Source organism: Klebsiella grimontii (genome assembly GCF_042137965.1).
Classification (GTDB): Bacteria; Pseudomonadota; Gammaproteobacteria; order Enterobacterales; family Enterobacteriaceae; genus Klebsiella; species Klebsiella grimontii.
Map to the genome: position 1 here is coordinate 4,653,213 of NZ_CP169721.1, position 23,320 is coordinate 4,676,532.

Here is a 23,320-nt window from a genome sequence, read left to right on the forward strand (position 1 = left end):
AAAATCGCTCCCGGCGATTTTTTATGGGCGATAGTTTTTTCTTATGGTGGCGCAATGAGCAACTCTTTATCTAATACTGTCCCCCCTGACCTGTCCGCTCAGCCAGAAAATCCGGGCGAGTGGCCAAAAAGTGATTTCAATTGCGCGACGATTAAGGCGCTTATCGACGCTTTTCAGCGCTGGCTGGGCGAGGCTTTTGATAGCGGTATTGCCGCGGAAAGATTGATTGAAGCACGTACCGAATTTATCGATCAGCTGCTCCAGCGGCTGTGGGTCGAGTACGGTTTCGGTTCCATTAACGACATCGCGCTGGTCGCCGTCGGCGGTTACGGCCGCGGCGAACTGCACCCGCTTTCTGATATCGATCTGCTGATATTGAGCCGCAAAAAGCTCCCCGATGAGCAGGCGCAAAAGGTCGGCGAGCTGCTGACGCTGCTGTGGGATATTAAACTGGAAGTCGGCCACAGCGTGCGCACCCTCGAAGAGTGCCTGCTGGAGGGGCTGTCGGACCTCAGCGTCGCCACCAATCTGATTGAATCGCGTCTGCTTATTGGCGACGTCGCGCTGTTCCTTGAACTACAAAAGCACATATTCAGCGACGGCTTCTGGCCATCGGAAAAGTTCTTTGCGGCAAAAGTTGAAGAGCAGAATGTACGCCATCAGCGCTATCACGGGACCAGCTACAACCTGGAGCCGGACGTGAAAAGCAGCCCGGGCGGCCTGCGCGATATCCACACCCTACAGTGGATCGCGCGCCGCCATTTCGGCGCCACCTCGCTTGATGAAATGGTCGGCTTCGGCTTTCTGACCGAAGCCGAACGCAACGAGCTAAACGAATGCCTGCATCAGCTCTGGCGCATTCGCTTTGCGCTACATCTTGAGCTCAACCGCTACGATAATCGCCTGCTGTTCGACAGGCAGTTCAGCGTCGCCCGCCGTCTGCGCTATGAAGGCGAAAGCAACCAGCCGATTGAGCATATGATGAAGGATTTCTTCCGCGTCACCCGTCGGGTGAGCGAGCTGAACCAAATGCTGATCCAGCTGTTCGAAGAAGCGATTCTCGCGCTCACCGAGGATGAGAAGCCGCGACCGATTGATGATGATTTTCAACTGCGCGGCACGCTTATCGATCTGCGCGATGACACGCTGTTTATCCGTGAACCGCAGGCCATTCTGCGCATGTTCTATACGATGGTGCGCAACAGCAGCATCACCGGCATTTACTCCACCACGCTTCGCCATCTGCGCCACGCCCGCCGTCATCTGACGCAGCCGCTTTGCTACATTCCGGAAGCGCGGACCCTGTTCCTCAGTATGCTGCGCCATCAGGGCGCGGTAAGCCGCGGGCTGCTGCCGATGCACCGCCATAGCGTGCTGTGGGCCTATATGCCGCAATGGTCGCATATTGTCGGCCAGATGCAGTTCGATCTGTTTCACGCCTATACCGTTGATGAACACACCATCCGCGTGCTGCTGAAGCTTGAGAGCTTCGCCAAAGAAGAGACCCGTAGCCGCCATCCGCTGTGCGTGGAACTGTGGCCGCGCCTGACGCATCCGGAGCTGATCCTTATCGCCGCCCTCTTTCACGATATCGCCAAAGGGCGCGGCGGCGACCATTCGATTCTCGGCGCGCAGGACGTACTGAAATTCGCCGAGCTTCACGGCCTTAACTCGCGCGAAACCCAACTGGTCGCCTGGCTGGTGCGCCATCATTTGCTGATGTCGGTTACCGCCCAGCGTCGCGATATTCAGGATCCGGAAGTGATCAAGCAGTTCGCCGAAGAGGTGCAAACGGAAAATCGTCTGCACTATCTGGTCTGTCTGACCGTCGCCGATATCTGTGCCACCAACGAAAACCTGTGGAACAGCTGGAAGCAGAGCCTGCTGCGCGAGCTCTATTTCGCCACCGAAAAACAGCTGCGCCGGGGGATGCAAAACACGCCGGATATGCGCGAGCGGGTGCGTCACCATCAGCTACAGGCGCTGGCGCTGCTGCGGATGGAAAATATCAATGAACAGGCGCTGCACCAAATCTGGAACCGCTGCCGCGCCAACTACTTTGTGCGCCATACGCCAAACCAGCTCGCCTGGCATGCGCGCAATCTACTGAAGCACGATCTCAGCAAGCCGATGATCCTGCTCAGTTCCCACGCCACGCGCGGCGGCACCGAGATTTTTATCTGGAGTCCGGACCGCCCTTACCTCTTTGCCGCCGTTTGCGGCGAGCTGGATCGCCGCAATCTTAGCGTTCACGATGCGCAGATCTTCACCACCCGCGACGGCATGGCGATGGATACCTTTATCGTTCTTGAGCCGGACGGCAGCCCGCTTTCCGCCGACAGGCACGAGATGATCCGCGTGGGCCTGGAACAAACCCTCAGCCAGCGCAGCTGGCAGCCACCGGCGCCCCGTCGTCAGGCGGCGAAGCTGAGGCATTTTTCCGTGCCGACGGAGGTGAATTTCCTGCCGACGCATACCGACCGGAAATCCTTTCTTGAGCTGATTGCTCTCGATCAGCCGGGTCTGTTAGCGCGCGTCGGCCAGGTGTTTGCCGACCTCGGCATTTCGCTCCACGGGGCGCGAATTACGACAATTGGTGAGCGAGTAGAAGATTTATTTATAATCGCCACCGCAGACCGGCGCGCCCTTAATAATGAGCTACAGCAAGAAGTGCAACAACGGTTGACAGAGGCCCTCAATCCAAACGATAAAGGGTAACGTATTTTTTTTAAGTAAATGGAAAGAGTAAACAATGCAGCAATTACAGAACGTTATTGAGTCCGCTTTTGAGCGTCGCGCCGACATCACCCCGGCAAACGTGGATACCGTGACCCGCGAAGCGGTTAACCAGGTGATTTCTCTGCTTGATTCCGGCGCGCTGCGTGTCGCTGAAAAAATTGACGGCCAGTGGGTCACCCATCAGTGGCTGAAGAAAGCGGTTCTGCTCTCTTTCCGTATTAACGATAACCAGGTTATCGATGGTGCGGAAAGCCGCTACTTCGATAAAGTCCCAATGAAGTTCGCGGATTATGATGAAGCGCGTTTCCAGAAAGAAGGGTTCCGCGTCGTTCCGCCAGCGGCCGTTCGTCAGGGGGCGTTTATCGCTCGTAATACGGTTCTGATGCCGTCCTATGTGAACATCGGCGCCTACGTTGACGAAGGCTCCATGGTGGATACCTGGGCGACCGTCGGTTCCTGCGCGCAGATCGGCAAAAACGTCCACCTGTCCGGCGGCGTCGGTATCGGTGGCGTACTGGAGCCGCTGCAGGCTAACCCGACCATTATCGAAGATAACTGCTTTATCGGCGCGCGTTCCGAAGTCGTTGAGGGCGTTATCGTCGAAGAGGGTTCCGTTATCTCTATGGGCGTGTACCTCGGCCAGAGCACCAAAATCTACGATCGCGAAACCGGTGAAGTGTTCTACGGCCGCGTTCCGGCAGGCTCCGTCGTCGTCTCCGGCAACCTGCCGTCAAAAGATGGCAAATACAGCCTGTACTGCGCGGTCATTGTCAAAAAAGTCGATGCCAAAACCCGCGGCAAGGTTGGAATCAACGAACTTCTGCGTACCATCGACTAAGCAGTATGAAAAGCGGGAGGCATCCCGCTTTTTTTATATATTAAGCTGGCGAAGATAGATTTTTTCGTTAATTATTCAAAGATTACGATGATATCAAAGGTACCGTTATGTACGATAATCTGAAAAGTCTTGGTATTACCAATCCTGATGAAATCGATCGCTATAGCCTGCGGCAGGAAGCCAACAACGACATTCTGAAAATCTACTTTCAGAAGGATAAAGGCGAGTTCTTCGCTAAGAGCGTCAAGTTCAAATATCCGCGTCAGCGCAAAACCGTGGTCGCCGACGGCGTGGGCCAGGGGTATAAAGAAGTCCAGGAAATTAGCCCTAACCTACGCTATATCATCGACGAGCTGGATCAAATCTGTCAGCGCGATCGTAGCGAAATCGATCTGAAACGTAAGATTCTTGACGATCTGCGTCACCTGGAAAGCGTTGTCACCAATAAGATCAGCGAAATCGAATCCGATCTGGAAAAACTGACGCGCAACAAATAAGTTGAGCCTGTTCCCGGCGTTAATCCTCCCGGCCGGGAACGATATTCTATCTCTGCTCATCGAGCTGCAGCGCAATATACAGCAGCAGACGATCGTCAAAATTGCCTAAATCCAGCCCCGTCAGCTCAGAAATGCGGTTCAAACGGTATTCCAGCGTATTGCGGTGAATAAACAGCGCCTTTGAGGTCGCCAGCGGCTGCACGTTATGACGAAACCATGCCTGTAAGGTGCGGCGCAGCAGACCGTTGTTATCCATCGCCTTCAGACGAACCAGCGGGCGCGCCAGTTCATTGGCCTGCCAGCCGCCGCGCAGGCTATCAAGCAGCACCGGCAGCATCAAATCCTGGTAGAAATAGCTGCGGCTCTCCGGCATCCGCTGCTTGCCGACCATCATCGTGGTTCTGGCGGTGCGGTATGAACGGGCGATGCTGCCCGGCCCGGTAAAAAAGTTTCCCAACGCCACGCGAAAACGCAGCTGACCGTTCTCTTTCATCCTGCTGATCAGCTGCTCGACCCGTTTGCAATGATCTTCCGCATCCCAGCGGCCAAAGGCATTCAGCGCGGGTTTCAGCACCACCATTTCCGTCAGCGAGACAATGGCCACCAGATTATTACGGTCCGGCGTGGTCAACGCGGTCTGGAGCTGCTGCAGCTCCGCCATCGCGCTATCTACGCCCAGCTGGCCGCTATCTACTTCTATCATCGCCACCACGCGCGGCTGATTGAGATCGATCCCCAGACGCTGGGCCCACTCGGTCAGCGCCGGGGTATTCTCTTCCGCCTGAATCAGGTTCATGACCAGTTCTTCGCGCAGACGGCTATCCTGGGCCAGAAGATGCATCAGCCGCGATTGTTCCAGCATCATCTCGGCGGTCATACAAACCAGTTCCCCGTATTTGCGCAGCGACTCCGGTTCCCCGGTCAGACCGATGACGCCGACGATCTCCCCTTCGAGACGCAGCGGCAGGTTTATTCCCTGACGCACGCCGTGCAGATGTCGGGCAACGGCATCATCAATATCGACAACCCGCCCCTGAGAAAGTACCAGCAGCGCCCCTTCGTGCAATTCACCAATTCGCTCGCGGTCTCCGCTGCCGATAATGCGCCCGCGGGCATCCATTACGTTAATATTGGTATCAATAATGCGCATCGTACGCGCCACGATATCCTGCGCCATTTTGGTATCAAGATGCCAGCCAGCCATGTAACCCTCCCGTGAGCAGGCTACCAGCATAAAAGAGTTGGCAAAACGCCGCATTGTGCATTCGCACAAAGGCGGGGCAAGATGTATGGAGTTGTGGAAGATGTCACAGAACGAAAAAGGAAAGGTCCAGCAGCAATAAAAAAGCCCCTTTCCTCCACAAGGAGAAAAGGGGCTTTGCGAACCGTCAAGAATTACTGCATCAGCAGATAAATCGACGTATCGCCGCGCTGGATATTGAGGGCCAGAACCGACGGTTTGGCATCAAAGATTTTGCGCAGGTCGGCGATATTTTTCACCGGCTGTTGGTTAGCGCCAACGATAATATCGCCTTTCTTCAGGCCAATCTGCGCCGCCGGCGTTCCCGCTTTCACATTGCTCACCACAACGCCTTTGTCCTGGCCTTTGTTGCTCATTTCAGCACCTTCAATACCGTTGAAGATAGTGCTTGAATCAACCTGATTCTGATTGCTTTGCTGCAGCTCAACGGTCACCGTCACCGGCTTACCGTCACGCAGCAGGCCAAGCTCGACTTTGCTGCCGATCGGCATGGTGCCCACCTGGGCACGCAGCGCGGCAAAGCTGCTGATCGACTTACCGTTCAGAGTCGTAATCACGTCGCCGGCCTTAATGCCCGCCTTAGCGGCCGCCGAGTTCGGCATCACCTGGCTGACGAAAGCGCCGCGCTGAGCGTCGACTTTCATCGCTTTCGCCAGTTCGGAGTTCAGCTCGGTCCCCATGATACCCAGCTCACCGCGTTTAACCTGGCCAAATTTGACCATCTGATCGGTCAGGTTTTTCACCATGTTGCTCGGAATCGCGAAGCCGATACCAATGTTACCGCCGTCCGGCGCCAGAATCGCGGTGTTGATACCGATCAACTCGCCGTTGAGGTTAACCAGCGCGCCGCCGGAGTTACCGCGGTTAATCGCCGCATCGGTCTGGATAAAGTTTTCATAATTTTCAACGTTCAGGCCGCTACGACCTAATGCGGAGACGATCCCCGAGGTGACGGTTTCGCCCAGGCCAAACGGGTTACCGATCGCTACGGTGTAATCACCAACGCGCAGGGCATCAGAGTCCGCCAGCTTAATCGCGCTCAGGTTTTTCGGATCCTGAATCTGAATCAGCGCAATATCAGAACGCGGGTCTTTACCGACCACTTTCGCGTCGAACTTACGTCCATCGCTCAGCTGAACTTTGATCGTGGTGGCGTTATCCACTACGTGGTTGTTGGTGACGACATAGCCTTTAGCGGCATCGATGATCACCCCGGAACCGAGGGCCATAAATTTCTGCTGCTGGCCGCCATCGCTACCCGGCGCGCCGCCCTGCCCGCCGCCCTGACAGAACGGAGAGCTTTGGAACGGAGAACCATCCTGACAGAACGGCGAATTATCGCCAAAGAACTGCTGGAAGTTACGCGGCATTCGCGGCGTATTAACGGTGGTGCTCCCCTCAACGTTAATGCTCACGACCGACGGCATCACTTTTTCCAGCATCGGGGCCAGGCTTGGCATTTGCTGCGCATTAGTCGCCGAAGAAGCTGTTTCCGCCGCGCTCGCAGAGAGAGGGGACAACGCCAGACCTAAACTCAGAGCCAGGGCACTCATTGCTAACGTGGTTTTTTTCATATGTTTCAATCTCGATTTCAGATAACGAATAGTTGCTGTGTTGGTGACTATCAGAGTCATTTTATAGCGCGAAGTTCCGGAATGAAGTTTTGGTAAAAGTAAAAATTTATTGTCCGTCTTTACAAAACTTACCCTTATTCTACGGCCATCAATCGTCGATATTCATCCCATGCATACAAGTCGGTCATTCCGCTGATATAGTCCTGAATGAGACGACAGCGATAATAATATTCCAGCACCGGAAATTCCGGATTATTGCGCGAAATCTTATTTACGGCCTCTATGTAAGCTAACCGATGGCGGGTTGAAAGTTTCTGAAAGAGACGCGATGCAATCGGTAAACTGCGCACCCGCTCTTTTTCCACCAGCAGACTAAATTCATCCAGCGATAATTTTAGCAGCGGCTGGTAGATATCCAACAAACCGCTGATAACGCGATAGCCCTGCAGCTCCAGCTGCTCGACATCAGGATGACTAAATACATGTTTTACCGCAACATTTTTATAAAGCTCAAGCAGTTGGCTGCAATCGCTGTCGTCCTCAAGCAGAGCATGATTAAAATCACCGCTAAAAATCTTCGGCAGATTATCAATAAACCGCCGCGCCGCGTAGGGTACCAGTCTATTGAGCGTATTCACCCGTAAATACATAAAAAACTGATCTTCGGTACTCCGGCTAAGAGAATTCGCACGCGATTTCTCCCAGGCGTTTTCGACAACTTGATTAAACAAAGAGCCTTTTTCGTGAACGCCCCAGGCTTCATAGAGATGCTGATAAAGCTGCTCTACGCTGAAGATGCGTTTTTCTACCGCATCTTCAAGATCGGCGACGCAATATGAGATGTCATCCGCAGCTTCCATAATCCACGTTAATGGGAAGCGATTGTAAGGGGCCAGATCCAGTTCTTTACGTAACCTCGCAATATAGCCCTCTTCGGCTAAATAATAACCAGGTTTTTTCATTAAATAATTGTGGCTGGCTGGCGGTTCCCCGCGCCACCATGCCGGACGCGTATATTTTAGAATACAGCCCACCTGCGCCCAGGTCAGATTCATTCGCATCAGCGTGTGCACTAAGCGAATGCCCTGGGCATTGCCTTCAAACCAGCATAAATCCTGGCGAACCTTGCGTCGGAGCTCGTTCAGTTGGCTATCGCCTTCCTGCAGGCGCAACGCCGCGACCACGCAGCGATCGTCAGTTAATGGCTGGCTGGCCGCATCGCCGGGGAAAAGCCGCTGGCTGAACCAATCGTTAATGGCCGCCTCGCCAAAATGGCCAAAAGGCGGATTGCCGATATCGTGCATCAGGCAGGCCATTTCAACGATGCTTTCGAACGGCCCGGTGAGCTCATCCAGCCCGTAGCTCTCCAGCAGCTTCTGTTCTTTCAGGCGGCTCAGCACTTCTTTAGCGATATAGCGGCCAACCTGTTGAACCTCCAGGGAGTGGGTCAGACGGGTTCGCACCGCGGCGTTGCGCTCCAGCGGGAAAACCTGGGTTTTCTGCTGCAACCGGCGGATCGCCGGAGAGTTGATGATGCGCCCGCGATCGCTTTCGAAAATTCGCAGGATTTCACGCTCCGTCTCAACGCCCTGCGGTGAACGATAGCGGCGACGCCAGTTAATCTTGTTGCGAAAATCGATCTTAGCCATGATCTCCCCCGAGCGAGCAATAACGTTTCCTTCTAAGCGCATGATAGACTATGCCGCTAAAACCCACATATCGCGAGTAAATCTATGAAAATCGGCATTATTGGCGCAATGGAAGAAGAAGTTACCCTTCTGCGCGACAAAATCGACAACCGCCAGACCCTCACTATCGGCGGCAGCGAAATCTACACCGGCCAGCTTCAGGGTATTGACGTCGCTCTGTTGAAATCGGGTATTGGCAAAGTGGCCGCCGCCATGGGTGCGACCCTGCTGATGGAGCACTGCAAGCCGGATGTGATTATTAACACCGGTTCCGCGGGCGGTCTGGCATCAACCCTGAAAGTCGGCGATATCGTCGTTTCCGACGAAACGCGCTATCACGACGCGGACGTCACCGCGTTTGGCTATGAGTATGGCCAACTGCCGGGCTGCCCTGCCGGTTTCAAAGCCGATGATAAGCTGATTGCCGCCGCGGAGACCTGCATCAAGGCGCTGAACCTGAATGCGGTACGCGGACTGATCGTCAGCGGCGACGCCTTCATCAACGGTTCTATTGGCCTCGCAAAAATCCGCCACAACTTCCCCCAGGCCGTTGCGGTAGAAATGGAAGCCACCGCCATCGCGCACGTCTGCCACAACTATGGCGTACCGTTTGTTGTCGTTCGCGCGATCTCTGATGTTGCCGACCAGCAGTCGCACCTGAGCTTCGACGAGTTTCTCGCCGTTGCCGCGAAGCAATCCACCCTGATGGTGGAAAACCTGGTGCAGCACCTGGCCCGTGGCTAAGTCGCTCAACGCGGCGCTTGCCGTCCTGATGCTGCTCGCCCCGGCATGGCTTTTCGCCGCGCCGCGGGTGATTACGCTCTCTCCCGCCAATACTGAACTGGCGTTTGCCGCCGGTATTACGCCGGTTGGCGTCAGCAGCTACTCCGATTATCCCCCTGAAGCCGCAAAAATAGAGCAGGTTTCCAGCTGGCAAGGAATGAATCTGGAACGTATCGTCGCCCTCAAGCCCGACATGGTGCTGGCGTGGCGCGGCGGCAACGCTGAACGTCAGGTGAATCAGCTTAGCTCGCTCGGGATAAAAGTCATCTGGGTCGAAACGTCGACCATTGAAGACATTATCGCAACGCTTCGCCAGCTGGCGCAGTGGAGCCCGCAGCCGGAAAAGGCGCGGCAAGCGGCGCAGAAAATGCAGGACGAGTACCAGACCTTAAAAGCCCGCTATGCGAGCGGGCCGAAAAAACGCGTTTTTTTACAGTTCGGCGCCAGCCCGCTCTTTACCACCAGCAAAGGATCGATTCAGGATCAGGTTCTGACCCTGTGCGGTGGAGAAAACATTTTTGCCGCCAGCCGGGTTCCCTGGCCGCAGGTGAGCCGTGAACAGGTACTGGCAAGGCAGCCTCAGGCCATTGTCATCGCCGGCGACGCCAGTCAACTTCCCGCCGTTGAGCGCTATTGGCAGAATCAGCTAAAAATTTCGTTTATTGCGCTACATGGCGACTGGTTTGAACGCGCGAGCCCACGTATTATCCTCGCCGCAAAACAACTCTGTACTGCGCTCGAGCAGATAAAATAACCACCTGCTAACCCAGGTGCTCAGAACCTATCCCACCAGGCGCAATTGTTGCAGCCAGTCTGGAGGACAGCGCGGAACAACCGCTGCGTACACGCAGTACGTGAGGTTCGTAAGCGCTGACCAGGGCCAAACTGGCAAATGAAATAGCCTGATGGGATAGACTATAAGTGGGAACTGACGATGCTTGTCTATTGGCTGGATATTATTGGCACCGCCGTGTTTGCCATCTCCGGCGTCCTGCTGGCTGGAAAGCTGCGCATGGACCCTTTCGGCGTGCTGGTATTAGGCGTGGTAACTGCGGTGGGCGGCGGGACTATTCGCGATATGGCCCTTGCTAACGGCCCGGTATTTTGGGTTAAAGATCCTACCGATCTGGTGGTGGCGATGGTCACCAGCATGTTCACTATCCTGCTGGTGCGCCAGCCGCGCCGGTTACCCAAATGGGTACTGCCGGTGCTGGACGCCGTTGGTCTGGCGGTGTTTGTCGGTATCGGCGTCAACAAAGCCTTTATTGCCCATAGCGGGCCGCTGGTGGCCGTCTGTATGGGCGTCGTCACCGGCGTCGGCGGGGGGATCATCCGCGATGTGCTGGCGCGCGAAATCCCGATGATACTGCGTACGGAAATCTACGCCACGGCCTGCATCGTTGGCGGCATCGTGCATGCGACGGCGTACTACACTTTTCAGGTTCCGTTAGAAAACGCGGCGATGATAGGTATGGTGGTCACGCTGGTCATCAGGTTGGCGGCAATCCGCTGGCACCTGAAGCTGCCAACTTTTGCGCTTGATGAGAATGGGCGGTAATAAAAGCAAAACGGTAACCTTAACGTTACCGTTTTTCGCGTTGGCTCCCTCTCTCTGTGGGAGAGGCTGGGGGGGCCGCGCTATCTTTAAACGCTGAACGAGGAGCCGCAGCCGCAGGTACTTTTCGCATTCGGGTTGGTCACGATAAAACGCGAACCTTCCAGACCTTCGGTATAATCGACGGCGCCGCCGACCAGATACTGCAGGCTCATTGGGTCAACCACCAGGCCGACGCCCTGCTTCTCAATAGTCATATCGCCTTCGTTAACCTGATCGTCGAAGGTAAAACCGTACTGGAAACCGCTGCAGCCACCGCCGGTGATATATACGCGCAGTTTCAGGTTGGGATTGTCTTCATCAGCAATCAGGTCTTTTACTTTAATCGCTGCGGCTTCGGTAAACTCCAGCGGCAACGCTACGTCATCACTCATTTTATGCTCCCATTGATACTTCTGACCGGTTAAAGAATAACCCGACCTTTTGAGCCATTATCCAATACCCGAGTAAATCGTTCAAGTATTCTCCCCGCCGACCGGCTGCGCCCTGGCTTCCTGCTCCGCCTTTTGTTTTGCCAGGGTGCGCTGCAGGATTGTCGAGTATAAAGGCTTACCGCCGAGGAATTGTGCCAATAGTGTTGCGCCGAGACAGGTAATAATCATTGGCAAAATGAGCTGATAGTTATCGGTCATCTCCAGCACCAGAACGATGCCGGTCAACGGCGCGCGAACCGAGGCGGCGAGCAGCGCGCCCATACCGGCGATGGCAAAGGTTCCTGCATCCAGATGATACGCCGGAAACAGCGGGGTCGCCGCCATACCAAATGCCGTCCCCAGCAGCGTCCCCAGCGCCAGCATCGGCGCAAAGATACCGCCGGGCGCGCCGGAAGAGAAGCAGAGCAGCGTGGTGATCACCCGCGCGATAAAAATAAACAGTAGCAGGCCAACGGAAAAATTGCCCGCCGCGGCGATAGGGATCAGGTTAAACCCGCCGCCGGATGCCGTTGGCTGAATCAGCCCCAGTACGCCGCAGCTGCCGCCGATCAGGCCGCCAATCAGCACCCACTTTTTGATATTGCCGCCGTGGATCCGCTGGAACATGTCCTGGGTACGCAGCACCAGCGTATTAAACAGTGGGCCAATGCAGCCAAAAATCATCCCGAGGATCAAATACAACCACAGGGTGTTGACCGGCGCATTGCTGAGCTTACCAACCTCGATAACCGCTTTATCGCCGTTGAAGATACGGAAAACGATGGTGGCCATAATCACGCCGGTAAATACGGCTTTAATGGAGATCAGGTTGTAGCGAAACTGCGGGCGCATCTCTTCAATAATAAACAGAATCCCGGCGAGCGGCGCGTTAAAGGCGGCGGAGAGCCCCGCCGCGGCGCCGGTGGCCAGAAGCGTATGGCGCGCTTCCGGGCTACGCATGCGGAACACGTCCACCACCATACGCCCAAGGTTGCCCCCAAGCTGGACCATCGGCCCTTCGCGTCCCAGCACCATTCCCGCGCCCAGCGTACCCATGCCGCCGATAAACTTCACCGGCAGCACGCGCCACCAGCGGACGGGACGCAGCTCTTCCAGCGCGCCTTCAATTTCCGGGATCCCGGAGCCGCCCGCTTCCGGCGCAAAACGCCGCACGAGGAAATAGCCCACCATTGCCAGCAAAGCGGAGAGTATAAAGGCCAGCGGCCACACCAGAAACCAGTGGTCAGCCACCTCTACCAGCGCGCCAATACGCAGGTTCTGCACCCAGTTGACGCTTTTCTCAAACGCGACGCCGACCAACCCCGCCAGCGTTCCGACAACGGCGGCCATTAATAACACCGCCAGCGGCGTCTTATCACGCTGAATCAACCGACGCACGGCATCGCTGCGGCGAACGCGTACGAACTGATGTGCTGAAGAAGAGGGATTTTCTGCTTTCATGCCATTATCAATGATGAGTAATACAAATAGAAAGAAGGGCATTCTAGCCAACCGGACAAGCGCCGTCGTCAAAAAAATGCGCCGCGACCTCATTGTTTCAATTGGGCAAAACTTTCATAACCTTCCTGGAATAACTTAGAATAGTCGACAAAACATTTTTCACGAACCAGGACCCAGGCAATGAGCAAATCTGAAAATCTGTATAACGCTGCGCGTGAACTTATTCCCGGCGGCGTGAACTCTCCGGTACGTGCCTTCACCGGCGTCGGCGGTACGCCGCTGTTTATCGAGCGCGCAGACGGCGCTTACCTTTACGACGTTGATGGTAAAGCGTATATCGATTATGTCGGTTCCTGGGGCCCGATGGTGCTGGGTCACAACCACCCGGCCATCCGCAACGCGGTCATTGAAGCCGCCGAACGCGGTTTAAGCTTTGGCGCGCCGACGGAGATGGAAGTCAAAATGGCGGCGCTGGTTACCGAACTGGTCCCGACCATGGATATGGTTCGCATGGTGAACTCCGGTACCGAAGCGACCATGAGCGCCATTCGCCTGGCCCGCGGCTTCACCGGTCGTGACAAAATCATTAAGTTCGAAGGCTGCTACCACGGCCACGCCGACTGCCTGCTGGTGAAGGCCGGCTCAGGCGCGCTGACGCTCGGCCAACCGAACTCGCCGGGCGTGCCGACGGACTTCGCCAAACACACGCTGACCTGCACCTATAACGATCTGTCATCGGTTCGCGCCGCGTTCGAACAGTATCCGCAGGATATCGCCTGCATCATCGTTGAGCCGGTGGCCGGTAATATGAACTGTATCCCGCCGCTGCCGGAGTTTCTGCCGGGCCTGCGCGCGCTGTGCGACGAGTTCGGCGCGCTGCTGATTATCGATGAAGTGATGACCGGCTTCCGCGTGGCGCTGGCCGGCGCGCAGGATTACTACGGCGTGGTGCCGGATCTAACCTGCCTTGGCAAAATCATCGGCGGCGGTATGCCGGTAGGCGCATTCGGCGGTCGTCGTGAAGTGATGGATGCCCTCGCGCCGACCGGCCCGGTTTATCAAGCAGGCACCCTCTCCGGCAACCCCATTGCCATGGCGGCAGGTTTCGCCTGCTTAAGCGAAGTGGCGCAGCCCGGCGTGCACGAGACGCTAACCGAACTGACCAACCAGCTGGCCCAGGGTCTGCTGGACGCCGCTCGCGATGCCGGTATCCCGCTGGTGGTGAATAACGTTGGCGGCATGTTCGGCATTTTCTTTACCGACGCGCCAACCGTGACCTGCTACCAGGACGTGGTCAAATGCGACGTAGAGCGTTTCAAACGCTTCTTCCACCTGATGCTGGAAGAGGGCGTCTATCTGGCGCCGTCGGCGTTTGAAGCGGGCTTTATGTCCATCGCCCACAGCGAAGAAGATATCGACAACACCGTTGCCGCCGCGCGTAACGCCTTCGCGAAGCTGTAACTCTGATTGCCGGGGCTGCTCAGCCCCGGCAATGCCTCTCCGAGGTGCTGCACTCTTTGAAAATCAATAAGCGGCTTATAACATCGCGACGCCCGGCGGGCATCGCGATGCGGAAAAGCTACCGGCTCTGTTTTCTTAACAGATAGATAAAGTACGGCGCGCCGATAAACGTCGACAACAAGCCCGCCGGGATCTGATACGGGAACAGCATCATCCGGCCGCACCAGTCGGCGAACACCAGCAGCACCCCGCCAATCAGGCCGGAGATCGCCATATGCGGCATCGTACGCCGGAATCCCATCATACGCGCAATATGCGGCGCCATTAATCCCACAAAGCTGAGGGGGCCAATCGTTAGCGTTGCGGCCGCGGTCAAACATGCCGCCAGCAGCAGTAGCCCAATGCGTGACGGCGTCAGCGCCATACCGACCGCCCTCGCCGCCTCGCCGCCCAGCGGCAGAATCGTCAGCCAGCGGCGGCAGAGCGGGGCCAGCGCCAGCAGGATCAGCATCACCACGCCGCTGCGCACCACCAGCTCCGGCGTCGCGCTGTAGGTGGAGCCGGAAATCCACGTCAGGATCTGCGCCATTCGCGGATCGCCGCTGGCCTGCAGCATCATCAGCAGCATGGTAAACGCGGTACTCAGCGCCATCCCCGCCAGCAGCATACGGTGCGGCGAAAATCCGCCGCGCCCGGCGGCAGCCAGGATAACCAGCAGCGTCGCCGCCGCGCCGAGGCTACCGGCGGGCAGCAGCCAGCCAAAGGCGTTGCCCGGCACGAAAAATAGCATCAGCACCACGCCAAACGCCGCGCCCGAGCTGATGCCAAGCACTTCCGGACTGGCCATCGGATTACCGGTTAAGCGTTGGATAATGCAGCCCGCCACCGCCAGCATCACGCCGGCGAACAGCGCCGCCAGAATGCGCGGCCAGCGCCAGGGCATTAGCTGATCCAGTAGCGTTCCGCTGGCCCAGTGCCAGCCCTGCGCGTCGCGGCCGAAAGCCAGCGCCGCGACGATGGCCAGCAGCAGAATCGCCAGCCCGCCCAGCGCGAACCACAGCACATGTTGGCGTTCAGCCAGCACTTTATCGCCACCGTTCATCACCGGCGCACTAATGCTGCGTAGGCGCGGCAGCAGCCATAGCAGCAGCGGCGCGCCAATCAGCGCGGTCACCGAACCGGTGGAGACCTCCATCCACACCCGGGCCAGCCACAGGATGAGCTGATCGGAGAGCCACAGCAGCAGCGCGCCAATCAGGGCCGCCAGCAGCAGGCGCGATAGCAGGCGGCGAGCGCCCAGCATCTTCGCCAGCAGCGGCGCGAACAGACCGATAAAACCAATAATCCCCACCGCATTCACCAACAGGGCGCTGATGATAATCGCCAGAGTCAACGCCCCCAGCCGCGCCAGAGAAAGCGCCAGACCGAGATTGCGCGCCACGCCGTCGTCCAGCCCCATCAGAGTCAGCGGACGCAGCAGCAGCAGGGTCAGAATCGCCCCGCCCAGCAGCTGCGGCCACAGCCGCTGCACCACGCTCCAGTCGGTCTGCGTCAGGGTGCCGGTGCTCCACAGGAACATGCTTTGCAGCTGGTCATGATGGAAGATCGCCATCAGCTGATTAAGCGCGCCGCAGTAGAGACTCACCACCAAGCCTGCCAGAATCAACGTCACCGGCGAGAGGCGTTTGCCCCACGACACGCCAAACACCAGCGCGCCGACAATGCAGGCCCCGGCCAGCGCGGCAAACTGCGACGCCAGCACGCCAGGGATTGCCCATAGCGTGATGACCGTCATGCCCAGCTGCGCCCCGGTCGCCACGCCGAGCGTCGTCGGCTCCGCCAGCGGGTTACGCAGCACCTGCTGGAACAGCACGCCCACCAGCCCCAGCCCGGCGCCGACCAGCAGCGATATCGCCAGCCGCGGCAGCAGGCTGTAGTGGAACAGCATCTGGGCGATATTATCGATACTCGGCTGCCAGAGCGCCTGTCCCCACTCGCTTCGCGGCAGCGCCACATTGAGGTTGAACAGCGTCAGCGCAGCAGCGACGATAAGCAGAGTTAACAGCAGAGATGTCGCCAAAGGCGAAATACGCGATCTCACGCCGGGCCTCCCTGAGCATCGGCCAACACGCGGGCAAAATGCATCGCCGATAGCGTCGCGCCATAGAACCACACCGCCGGGACGCGCTGAAAACGCCCTGCGCGAACGAACGGCATCGCTTGCCACAGCGGCGTCGCCGTGAGCTGCGCCATCTCCCGCGCATTGCCGTGATCGAAGCAGATAACGTCGGCGTCTCTGTAGGCCGCCAGCCGGTCAATACCGACGGTGACGCTGCCCCAAAAGGTGGTCTCGCCCTGCCAGGCATTGTTGATGGCAAAGCGGTCGAGCACTTCCTGGAACAGACAGTTCTGCGCAAAGACCAGCACGTGGCGGGTATCAAGCAGGGTAATCATCAGCAGCGGGCGATCGCCGCGACGGGCAAAGCGCGGACGCAGGCTCTCCATCAGCGCGTCAAATTCCGCCAGATGGCGCTTCGCTTCCTGCTGCCTGCCGATCAGGGCAGCCATTTCGCTAAGCGACTGCTGAGCCATCATCAGCGGACGCTTGCCGTCGCTGAAGGTGAATCCTCGTCCGGGCGCAATACGCGCCAGCTTTTCCGCCGACGGGCCATATCCTGCCGACCAGACCAGAAACGACGGCTTCATCTGCGTCAACAGCTCCAGATTGGGTTCGGTGCGCAGCCCAACGTCAATCACCGAATCAGGCAGCGCCGGTTCATTGACCCACAGCCTGTAGTTAGGGATATCGGCAACGCCGTAGGGCGTGACGCCCAGCGCCAGCAGCAGCTCTACCGGCAACCATTCGAGCGCGACAATACGCTGCGGATCCACTTCCGCCGCCCGCGCGCCGCGCATCTGCCATAGCAGCGGCGACAGCGCCATCGCGGTCAGCAGGCGCCGCCGCGTGATGAATGTGAGGTTTTCCATCAATAGACAAAACTTACTGGCGCTGCGCCAGCCGGATGCGGCAGGATCCCCATCGGGATGCCGTAAATTTGTTCCAGGGTTTCGCTGCGCATCAGCGCCGCGGGCGTTCCCTGAGCGATCATCTCACCGCCGCGAAGCGCAACCAGATAGTCGCAGTAGCGCGCCGCCATATTGATATCATGCAGGACGGCGATCACCGTCAGCCCGCGCTGCTGGCTGAGGCGATGAACCAGCGCCAGCACATCCACCTGGTGGGCGATATCCAGCGCCGAGGTCGGTTCATCAAGCAGCAGGCAGCGGCTATCCTGGGCCACCAGCATGGCAATCCACGCGCGCTGGCGTTCACCGCCGGAGAGGCTGTCCACCAGCCGCTGGGCCAGCGGTTTAAGCCCGACCAGCGCAATCGCCTCTTCCACTTTCTCCCGATCCGCCGCGCCAAAACGCCCCAGCGCCCCGTGCCACGGGTAGCGGCCGATCGCCACCAGCTCACGCACCGTCATGCCTTCCGCCGGTGGCAACTGCTGCGGCAAATAGGCGACTTTGCGGGCAAACGCTTTGCTGCCCCAGCTGTCGAGCGGCTGGCCGTCGAGCAAAATATCCCCATCCGACGGCGGCTGATGGCGGCCAAGCATTTTCAGCAGCGTTGATTTGCCGGAGCCGTTATGGCCAATCAGGCCGGTGACTTTTCCCGCCGGGAAAGTTAACGACAGAGGATGCAGCAGCGTTCGGCCGGGCACGCGGAAGGTCACGCGGTCCAGTGAAAACGTCGTATCGGAGTGCGGAATGTTTTCCTGCATAACGGAACCTGGTCAGAGGCGCGGCGAACCGCGCCCGTTAAGTGGTTAGAAACGGAAAGTCGCGGTCGCCACAACCTGGCGTTCAGCGCCCCAGTAGCAGGCGTATTCGCTGTAGCAGCTGGAAACGTATTCGCGATCGAACAGGTTGTTGACGTTGACCCCGATCGACGAACCCGGTAGACCAAAGCGCGCCAGATCATATTTCACGGTAGCATCCATTAACGCGTAGCCCGCGACGTTGAAGGAGTCGTCTTTTTTTCCCGTCGAAGTATTGTTTTTGTAATAGCTTACCGTTGAACCGACATAGCGCGCCCCGGCGCCCACCGTCAGGCCGCTCAGCGCGGTTTCGTGGAAGGTGTAGTCTGCCCACAGCGACGCCATATTGCGCGGCACTTCCGCCGGACGCTTGCCGTTAAAGGTGGTGTCATGCTGGTACTGGGCGTCGGTATAGGTATAGGAAGCCGTCACGTTGACGTTGGCGTTAACCGCCGCTTTCGCCTCCAGCTCAATCCCGCGTGAGCGGATTTCGCCCGTCTGGATACTGAACGAGGAGTTGTTCGGATCCGCCGTCAGGTTTTTATCTTTGGTCAGTTGATATACCGCGGCGGTCAGCACAACCGGCATATCCTTCGGTACGTACTTCACGCCGGCTTCGTACTGTTCGCCGTGGGAAGCATCGAAGGGTTTGCCATCCCGCGACGATCCGGAAACCGGCTCAAAGGACTGGCTGTAGCTGAAGTATGGCGAGATACCATTATCAAACAGATAGTTAATGCCGCCGCGCCAGGTGAACTGCTGATCGTGATTTTTGGCGAGGGTATTCGCAGGGCGCGTCAGGGTGGAAGCCATCGCATAGTCGTAGCGGCCACCCAGCGTCATCACCCACTTATCCCACGCCATCTGATCCTGCGCGTACAGGCCGGTCTGCTCCATGCGGTTCAGCACCGAATAGGGGAAGTTAACGCTGACGTCTGGATTGCCATACTGCGGGTTCTGCATGTCAATCGCGGAAGCCGTCCCGTAGTCGGCCTTAACATCATTACGCATGCGCGAATAATCCACGCCGGTTAACAGAGTGTGCCCTACCACGCCGGTTGCGAAATCAGACTGCAGCTGGGTATCAACGGTGAACGTATTGAGATGCTCATCGGAGCGAACATACGCGCGGTTGATTTTGCCTGTCGGCGTATATCCGTTGCCGTAGACTGAACGATACAGGGTATGGACATCCGCATAACGCAGATTCTGACGCACGGTGAAAGTGTCATCAAACTGGTGCGAGAAGCTGTAGCCGACCATCTGCTGACGGCGAGACATCTTATTATTCGCTTCGCCTTCGTTGAAGTCCGTCGGCAGCTTGTGCGCCTTACCGTTGGCGTCGTAATACGGCACCACTGTCCCTTCACGCGGCAGCCAGCCGTAATACCCGGCATAGGGATCGCTCTGGAAATTACTCAGGAAAGTGAAGTCCGTTTTGTCATCCGGACGCCAGCTAAAGGAGGGCGCGACCGCATAGCGGGTCGATTTCGCCATCTGCTGCTGGGCATCCTGGCTGCGACCCAAACCGGTCAGGCGATACGACCACACCCCGTCATCATCAATGGCATCGCTGAAATCAAACCCCGTCTGCCACAGATTATCGGTACCCATTTTAAACTGGATTTCTTTCAGCGGCTCAGTGGTCGGTCGCTTGCTGACCATGCTGACGATACCGCCAGGGTTGCTGTTGCCGTACAGCACCGACGTTGGCCCACGCATCACTTCAACACGTTCAAGGAAATAGGGGTCCATCGACACTTCAGAATAGTTATTCCCCTGCAGCTTCATCCCATCCAGATACTGGTTGGTGTTCACCGTCGTCGACGTGGTGAAGCCGCGAATCGTCACTACGTCATAGGTGGTTGAGCTGCCGCGAGTCGAGAATACGCCCGGCGTATAGGCCAGCGCTTCTTTAACCGTCGTCGGCTGCTTCATCTCCATTTCCTGGCGGGTCACTACGGAAATAGACTGCGGCGTTTTTTCGATGGGCGTATCGGTTTTTGTTGCGGTCGCCGAATGTTTCGCCGCGATGGTCGCTGCCGGTCCCCAGGCGCTCTCCTGCGGAGCCGGAGCGGCGGTTACGGTGATGGTTTCTTCTTTCGGTTCAACTGCCGCCTGTGCATAAACAGACATGCCGCTAACCGCCGTGGCTACTACAGCTGCGATTTTACGCAGCGAGTGATTTGGCTGAGCAGTTTTAAGACGCGCCATGGGTATATCTCTAATAGAAGTGAATGATAACGTAAACGAGAATTATTATTATAACGGCTGACATAATAGGCGAAACGATCGCGGCAAGGCAAGAAATATGCCCCTGACGAAATATCAAAGGATGAATAAATAACCAGACGGTAAGTGTGGAGTTAAGCGGGTGTTAATTAATTTATCGATATAAAAAGGCCCCCTAATACTGAGGTATTAGAGGGCCACTATTTTAGCATCCATTTAAACGACGAAGCGTCGGCTTAAAGGATGAAGCGGAACGTTAATTACTGCCGAACATATCCTTAATCCAGCCCGCGACGCCATCGCTCTTCTCCTGCTTCGGCGGTTGCTGCTGCTGGTTTTGCTGCTGTTGCGGCTGCTGCCCGGACTGGTTGAACGGATTATTCGCCTGCTGCTGCTGGAGCTGCTGCTGTTGGATCTGTTCGCCCTGGCGGCACAGCGCGTCCGGCGTGGTGGTCCATACCGGCAGCGAGCGCATGCCGCCGCTGCAGACAAAGTTACCGCTGCCATCGACGCCCATATCCACCACGTCTTCCGGCGGCGTCAGCACCAGCGGGGTCGGGGTCTGGTTTGCCAGATAGCGCTGGTAAATGGACATTGCGCCGCTGGCGCCGTACAGCTTGGTCGGCTGGTTATTATCGCGACCCACCCAAGTAATGGTCACCTGACCACCGTCAATACCGGCAAACCAGGTATCAACGTTGTTGTTGGTGGTCCCGGTTTTACCCGCCAGATGCAGGCCCGGATACTTCGCGCCCAGCTGGCGACCGGTACCGCGCTGCACAACCTGCTGCATGGTCCATAGCGTCATGTAAGCCGCCTGGGCCGGCACCGCGCGCTCCGCCTGCGGATAGCTCTGATAGAGCACGGTACCATCTTCGGCGATAACGGAACGCAGCGCTGACAGCGGCGCGCGGTTGCCCCCGCTGGCGATGGTCTGGAACGCCTGCGCCACTTCAATCGGCGTCAGGTTCAGCGCCCCCAGCAGCATCGACGGAACCGCGTTCAGCTGATTCTTCGGCGCGCCCAGTTTAGTCCAGGTATCGACCACCGCCGGCAGGCCCAGCGCCATCCCAAGGTTCACCGTCGGCACGTTCATCGAACGCGTCAGCGCGTCGACCAGCATCACCTTACCGCTATCGCTGTAGCGACGGTCGTCGTTCTGCGGCGACCACGTCTGGCCATTAGACAGGCGAATCGAGATAGGCGCATCGGCAATCCAGGTATTGAGACGATACTGGTTCGGCTGGCTTAGCGCGGTCAAATAGGTCGCCGGTTTTGCCAGTGAACCAATTGAACGGCGCGCCTGCATTGCGCGGTTATAGCCGGCAAACTGCGGCTCCGCCCCGCCGACCATCGCCCGCACCTCGCCGGTGAAGCGATCGACGACCACCATCGCGGTTTCCAGATCCGGCAGCTTACGCTGTTTCTTCAGCGCCGGAATACCTTCCGTCGCCGCCTTTTCCGCCGCATCCTGCGCGACTGAGTCGAAGGTGGTGAAGATCTTCACGCCGGAGAGATCTTTCACTTTGTCGCCCAGTTTCGCCTGCAGCTCCTGGCGCACCATCTGCATAAACGCCGGCTGCGGAGAGATAACCCCGCCGCGCGGCTGTACGCCCAGCGGACGCGCGCTCAGCATGTCATACAGCTCTTGATCGATAACCTGCTGCTGCTGCAGCAGACGCAGCACGAGGTTGCGTCGCTCCAGCGCCAGTTTTGGGTTACGCCATGGGTTGTAGACCGACGCGCCTTTTACCATCCCCACCAGCAGCGCCTGCTGATCGAGGCTCAGCTCTTCCACCGGACGGCCAAAGTAATAGAGGCTCGCCAGCGGGAAGCCGCGGATCTCGTTATCGCCGCTCTGACCGAGGTACACTTCGTTCATATACAGCTCAAGAATACGATCCTTGCTGTAGCGGGCATCAACGATCAGCGCCATATAGGCTTCGTTAGCCTTACGCCAGTAGGAACGTTCGCTGGAGAGGAACAGGTTCTTCACCAGCTGCTGGGTCAGCGTACTCGCCCCCTGCACCGTACGCCCGGCGGTCAGGTTCGCCAGCACCGCGCGGCCAATCGAGTAGAGGCTGATGCCGTCGTGTTCGTAGAAATGGCGGTCTTCCGTCGCCAGCAGGGTATCGACCAGCAGATCCGGGAAGCCGTTGCGCTTAACAAACAGACGCTGTTCGCCGTTGGCCGATTGCAGCATGGTGATCAGGCGCGGATCGAGACGGAAGAAACCGAACTGGCGGTTATTATCCATATTCTCGATGGTATCCAGGCGATCGCCGTTGAAGGTCAGACGCGCGCGCACCTGTCCTTCTTTACTGTCCGGGAAATCGAACGGACGGCGGATCATCTCGATGCTGTTGGCCTGTACCGTATATTCGCCCGGGCGCGTCATCGCGCTCACCTGGCGATACTGCGTGGCGTTAAGCAGACGCACCATTTCGTTTTTGCTGATCTGCATATCCGGCTCAAGGTTGACCATCCGGCCATAGACCGCGGCGGGCAGATCCCAGACTTTACCGTCAATGCGGCTACGGATTTTCTGATCGAGGTAGACGCCATAGGCGGCAATCAACACCGCGCAGACGACCCCAATCTTAATCAGCAGCCATAGCCAGGCCCGTTTACGACGAGGGGGTTTACCGCCTTTGCCTTTTCCTTTCCGCGGCATCGGTTTTTCATCCTCATAGTCATCATCGTAATCGTCGTCGTAGTCCTCTTCCCGAACCCGACGGCGAGTTACCTTTTGTTTTGCCGGGCGCGAGGGTCTCCCCTTACGTCCGATCGGCTCGCGGTCATCTCCCGCCATGCTTTTTCTCCGCAACTTACAGGCGTAAAAGCCTGATTCTCAATGTTTCCCCGATTGGGGGAAAGAAGAAATCTCTCAAATTGACGCCCGACCGTTTTGGCTTTCAGGCGACCATTTATGAACTG

At 57.5% G+C, this 23,320-nt stretch carries 17 protein-coding genes; 7 read left to right on the forward strand and 10 right to left on the reverse strand.

The genetic code is table 11. From position 1 onward, the window contains the following. The first annotated feature begins 54 nt into the window (after positions 1-54). From glnD to ACE3MN_RS21875, 3 genes are all read left to right on the forward strand, one after another. A complete protein-coding gene (gene glnD, locus ACE3MN_RS21865) occupies positions 55-2,718 on the forward strand; it encodes a bifunctional uridylyltransferase/uridylyl-removing protein GlnD (protein ID WP_024360359.1) in 2,664 nt (887 codons plus the stop codon). A gap of 34 nt (positions 2,719-2,752) precedes the next feature. Further along, complete coding sequence (gene dapD / locus ACE3MN_RS21870; RefSeq protein ID WP_004872026.1) at positions 2,753-3,577, forward strand: 2,3,4,5-tetrahydropyridine-2,6-dicarboxylate N-succinyltransferase; 825 nt, start codon at positions 2,753-2,755, stop codon at positions 3,575-3,577. 107 nt (positions 3,578-3,684) lie between these two features. Next, positions 3,685-4,074 (forward strand): DUF3461 family protein, encoded by a 390-nt coding sequence (locus ACE3MN_RS21875; RefSeq protein WP_004872029.1) that lies wholly within the window; start codon positions 3,685-3,687, stop codon positions 4,072-4,074. A gap of 46 nt (positions 4,075-4,120) precedes the next feature. On the opposite strand, the gene cdaR is transcribed toward ACE3MN_RS21875, so the two are convergent. From cdaR to dgt, 3 genes are all read right to left on the reverse strand, one after another. Next, entirely contained in the window at positions 4,121-5,278 is a 1,158-nt protein-coding gene (cdaR, locus tag ACE3MN_RS21880) for a DNA-binding transcriptional regulator CdaR (protein WP_004098741.1), read from the reverse strand. Between the two features lie 191 nt (positions 5,279-5,469). Next, complete coding sequence (gene degP / locus ACE3MN_RS21885; RefSeq protein ID WP_004098740.1) at positions 5,470-6,909, reverse strand: serine endoprotease DegP; 1,440 nt, start codon at positions 6,907-6,909, stop codon at positions 5,470-5,472. A 134-nt stretch (positions 6,910-7,043) separates the two neighbouring features. Next, complete coding sequence (gene dgt, locus ACE3MN_RS21890) at positions 7,044-8,558, reverse strand: dGTPase (protein WP_024360358.1); 1,515 nt, start codon at positions 8,556-8,558, stop codon at positions 7,044-7,046. 84 nt (positions 8,559-8,642) lie between these two features. Here dgt and mtnN point away from each other — a divergent pair, with 84 nt between their 5' ends. From mtnN to ACE3MN_RS21905, 3 genes are all read left to right on the forward strand, one after another. After that, the gene (gene mtnN, locus ACE3MN_RS21895; protein WP_024360357.1) at positions 8,643-9,341 is read left to right on the forward strand and encodes a 5'-methylthioadenosine/S-adenosylhomocysteine nucleosidase; all 699 of its coding nucleotides are present in this window, start codon (positions 8,643-8,645) and stop codon (positions 9,339-9,341) included. Beyond that, a complete protein-coding gene (gene btuF / locus ACE3MN_RS21900; RefSeq protein WP_004872042.1) occupies positions 9,334-10,134 on the forward strand; it encodes a vitamin B12 ABC transporter substrate-binding protein BtuF in 801 nt (266 codons plus the stop codon). Before mtnN ends, btuF begins: the two co-directional genes overlap by 8 nt. Before the next feature lie 180 nt (positions 10,135-10,314). After that, positions 10,315-10,938: a TRIC cation channel family protein gene (locus tag ACE3MN_RS21905; protein ID WP_004129095.1), complete on the forward strand. Its 624-nt coding sequence runs from the start codon at positions 10,315-10,317 to the stop codon at positions 10,936-10,938. Between the two features lie 86 nt (positions 10,939-11,024). Here ACE3MN_RS21905 and erpA read toward each other — a convergent pair whose 3' ends face one another. Both erpA and clcA read right to left on the reverse strand, forming a co-directional pair. Then, a complete protein-coding gene (gene erpA / locus ACE3MN_RS21910) occupies positions 11,025-11,369 on the reverse strand; it encodes an iron-sulfur cluster insertion protein ErpA (protein ID WP_004098733.1) in 345 nt (114 codons plus the stop codon). Between the two features lie 81 nt (positions 11,370-11,450). After that, positions 11,451-12,869, reverse strand: coding sequence for a H(+)/Cl(-) exchange transporter ClcA (clcA, locus tag ACE3MN_RS21915; protein ID WP_004872045.1), 1,419 nt, complete (start codon positions 12,867-12,869; stop codon positions 11,451-11,453). Positions 12,870-13,049: 180 nt separating this feature from the next. Here clcA and hemL point away from each other — a divergent pair, with 180 nt between their 5' ends. Beyond that, the gene (gene hemL, locus ACE3MN_RS21920; protein ID WP_102650232.1) at positions 13,050-14,330 is read left to right on the forward strand and encodes a glutamate-1-semialdehyde 2,1-aminomutase; all 1,281 of its coding nucleotides are present in this window, start codon (positions 13,050-13,052) and stop codon (positions 14,328-14,330) included. A gap of 118 nt (positions 14,331-14,448) precedes the next feature. On the opposite strand, the gene fhuB is transcribed toward hemL, so the two are convergent. From fhuB to mrcB, 5 genes are all read right to left on the reverse strand, one after another. Beyond that, positions 14,449-16,431 carry a Fe(3+)-hydroxamate ABC transporter permease FhuB gene (gene fhuB, locus ACE3MN_RS21925; protein WP_102650231.1) on the reverse strand — a complete coding sequence of 661 codons (1,983 nt, stop codon included), beginning with the start codon at positions 16,429-16,431 and terminating at the stop codon, positions 14,449-14,451. Continuing rightward, the gene (gene fhuD / locus ACE3MN_RS21930; RefSeq protein ID WP_024360354.1) at positions 16,428-17,318 is read right to left on the reverse strand and encodes a Fe(3+)-hydroxamate ABC transporter substrate-binding protein FhuD; all 891 of its coding nucleotides are present in this window, start codon (positions 17,316-17,318) and stop codon (positions 16,428-16,430) included. Before fhuD ends, fhuB begins: the two co-directional genes overlap by 4 nt. Further along, positions 17,318-18,115 carry a Fe3+-hydroxamate ABC transporter ATP-binding protein FhuC gene (gene fhuC, locus ACE3MN_RS21935; RefSeq protein ID WP_024360353.1) on the reverse strand — a complete coding sequence of 266 codons (798 nt, stop codon included), beginning with the start codon at positions 18,113-18,115 and terminating at the stop codon, positions 17,318-17,320. The genes fhuD and fhuC overlap by 1 nt, the downstream gene beginning before the upstream one ends. Before the next feature lie 45 nt (positions 18,116-18,160). After that, positions 18,161-20,365, reverse strand: a complete 2,205-nt coding sequence (fhuA, locus tag ACE3MN_RS21940) for a ferrichrome porin FhuA (RefSeq protein WP_102650230.1) — start codon at positions 20,363-20,365, stop codon at positions 18,161-18,163. A 274-nt stretch (positions 20,366-20,639) separates the two neighbouring features. Then, positions 20,640-23,195 (reverse strand): bifunctional glycosyl transferase/transpeptidase, encoded by a 2,556-nt coding sequence (mrcB, locus tag ACE3MN_RS21945; protein WP_004872057.1) that lies wholly within the window; start codon positions 23,193-23,195, stop codon positions 20,640-20,642. Positions 23,196-23,320: the final 125 nt, after the last annotated feature.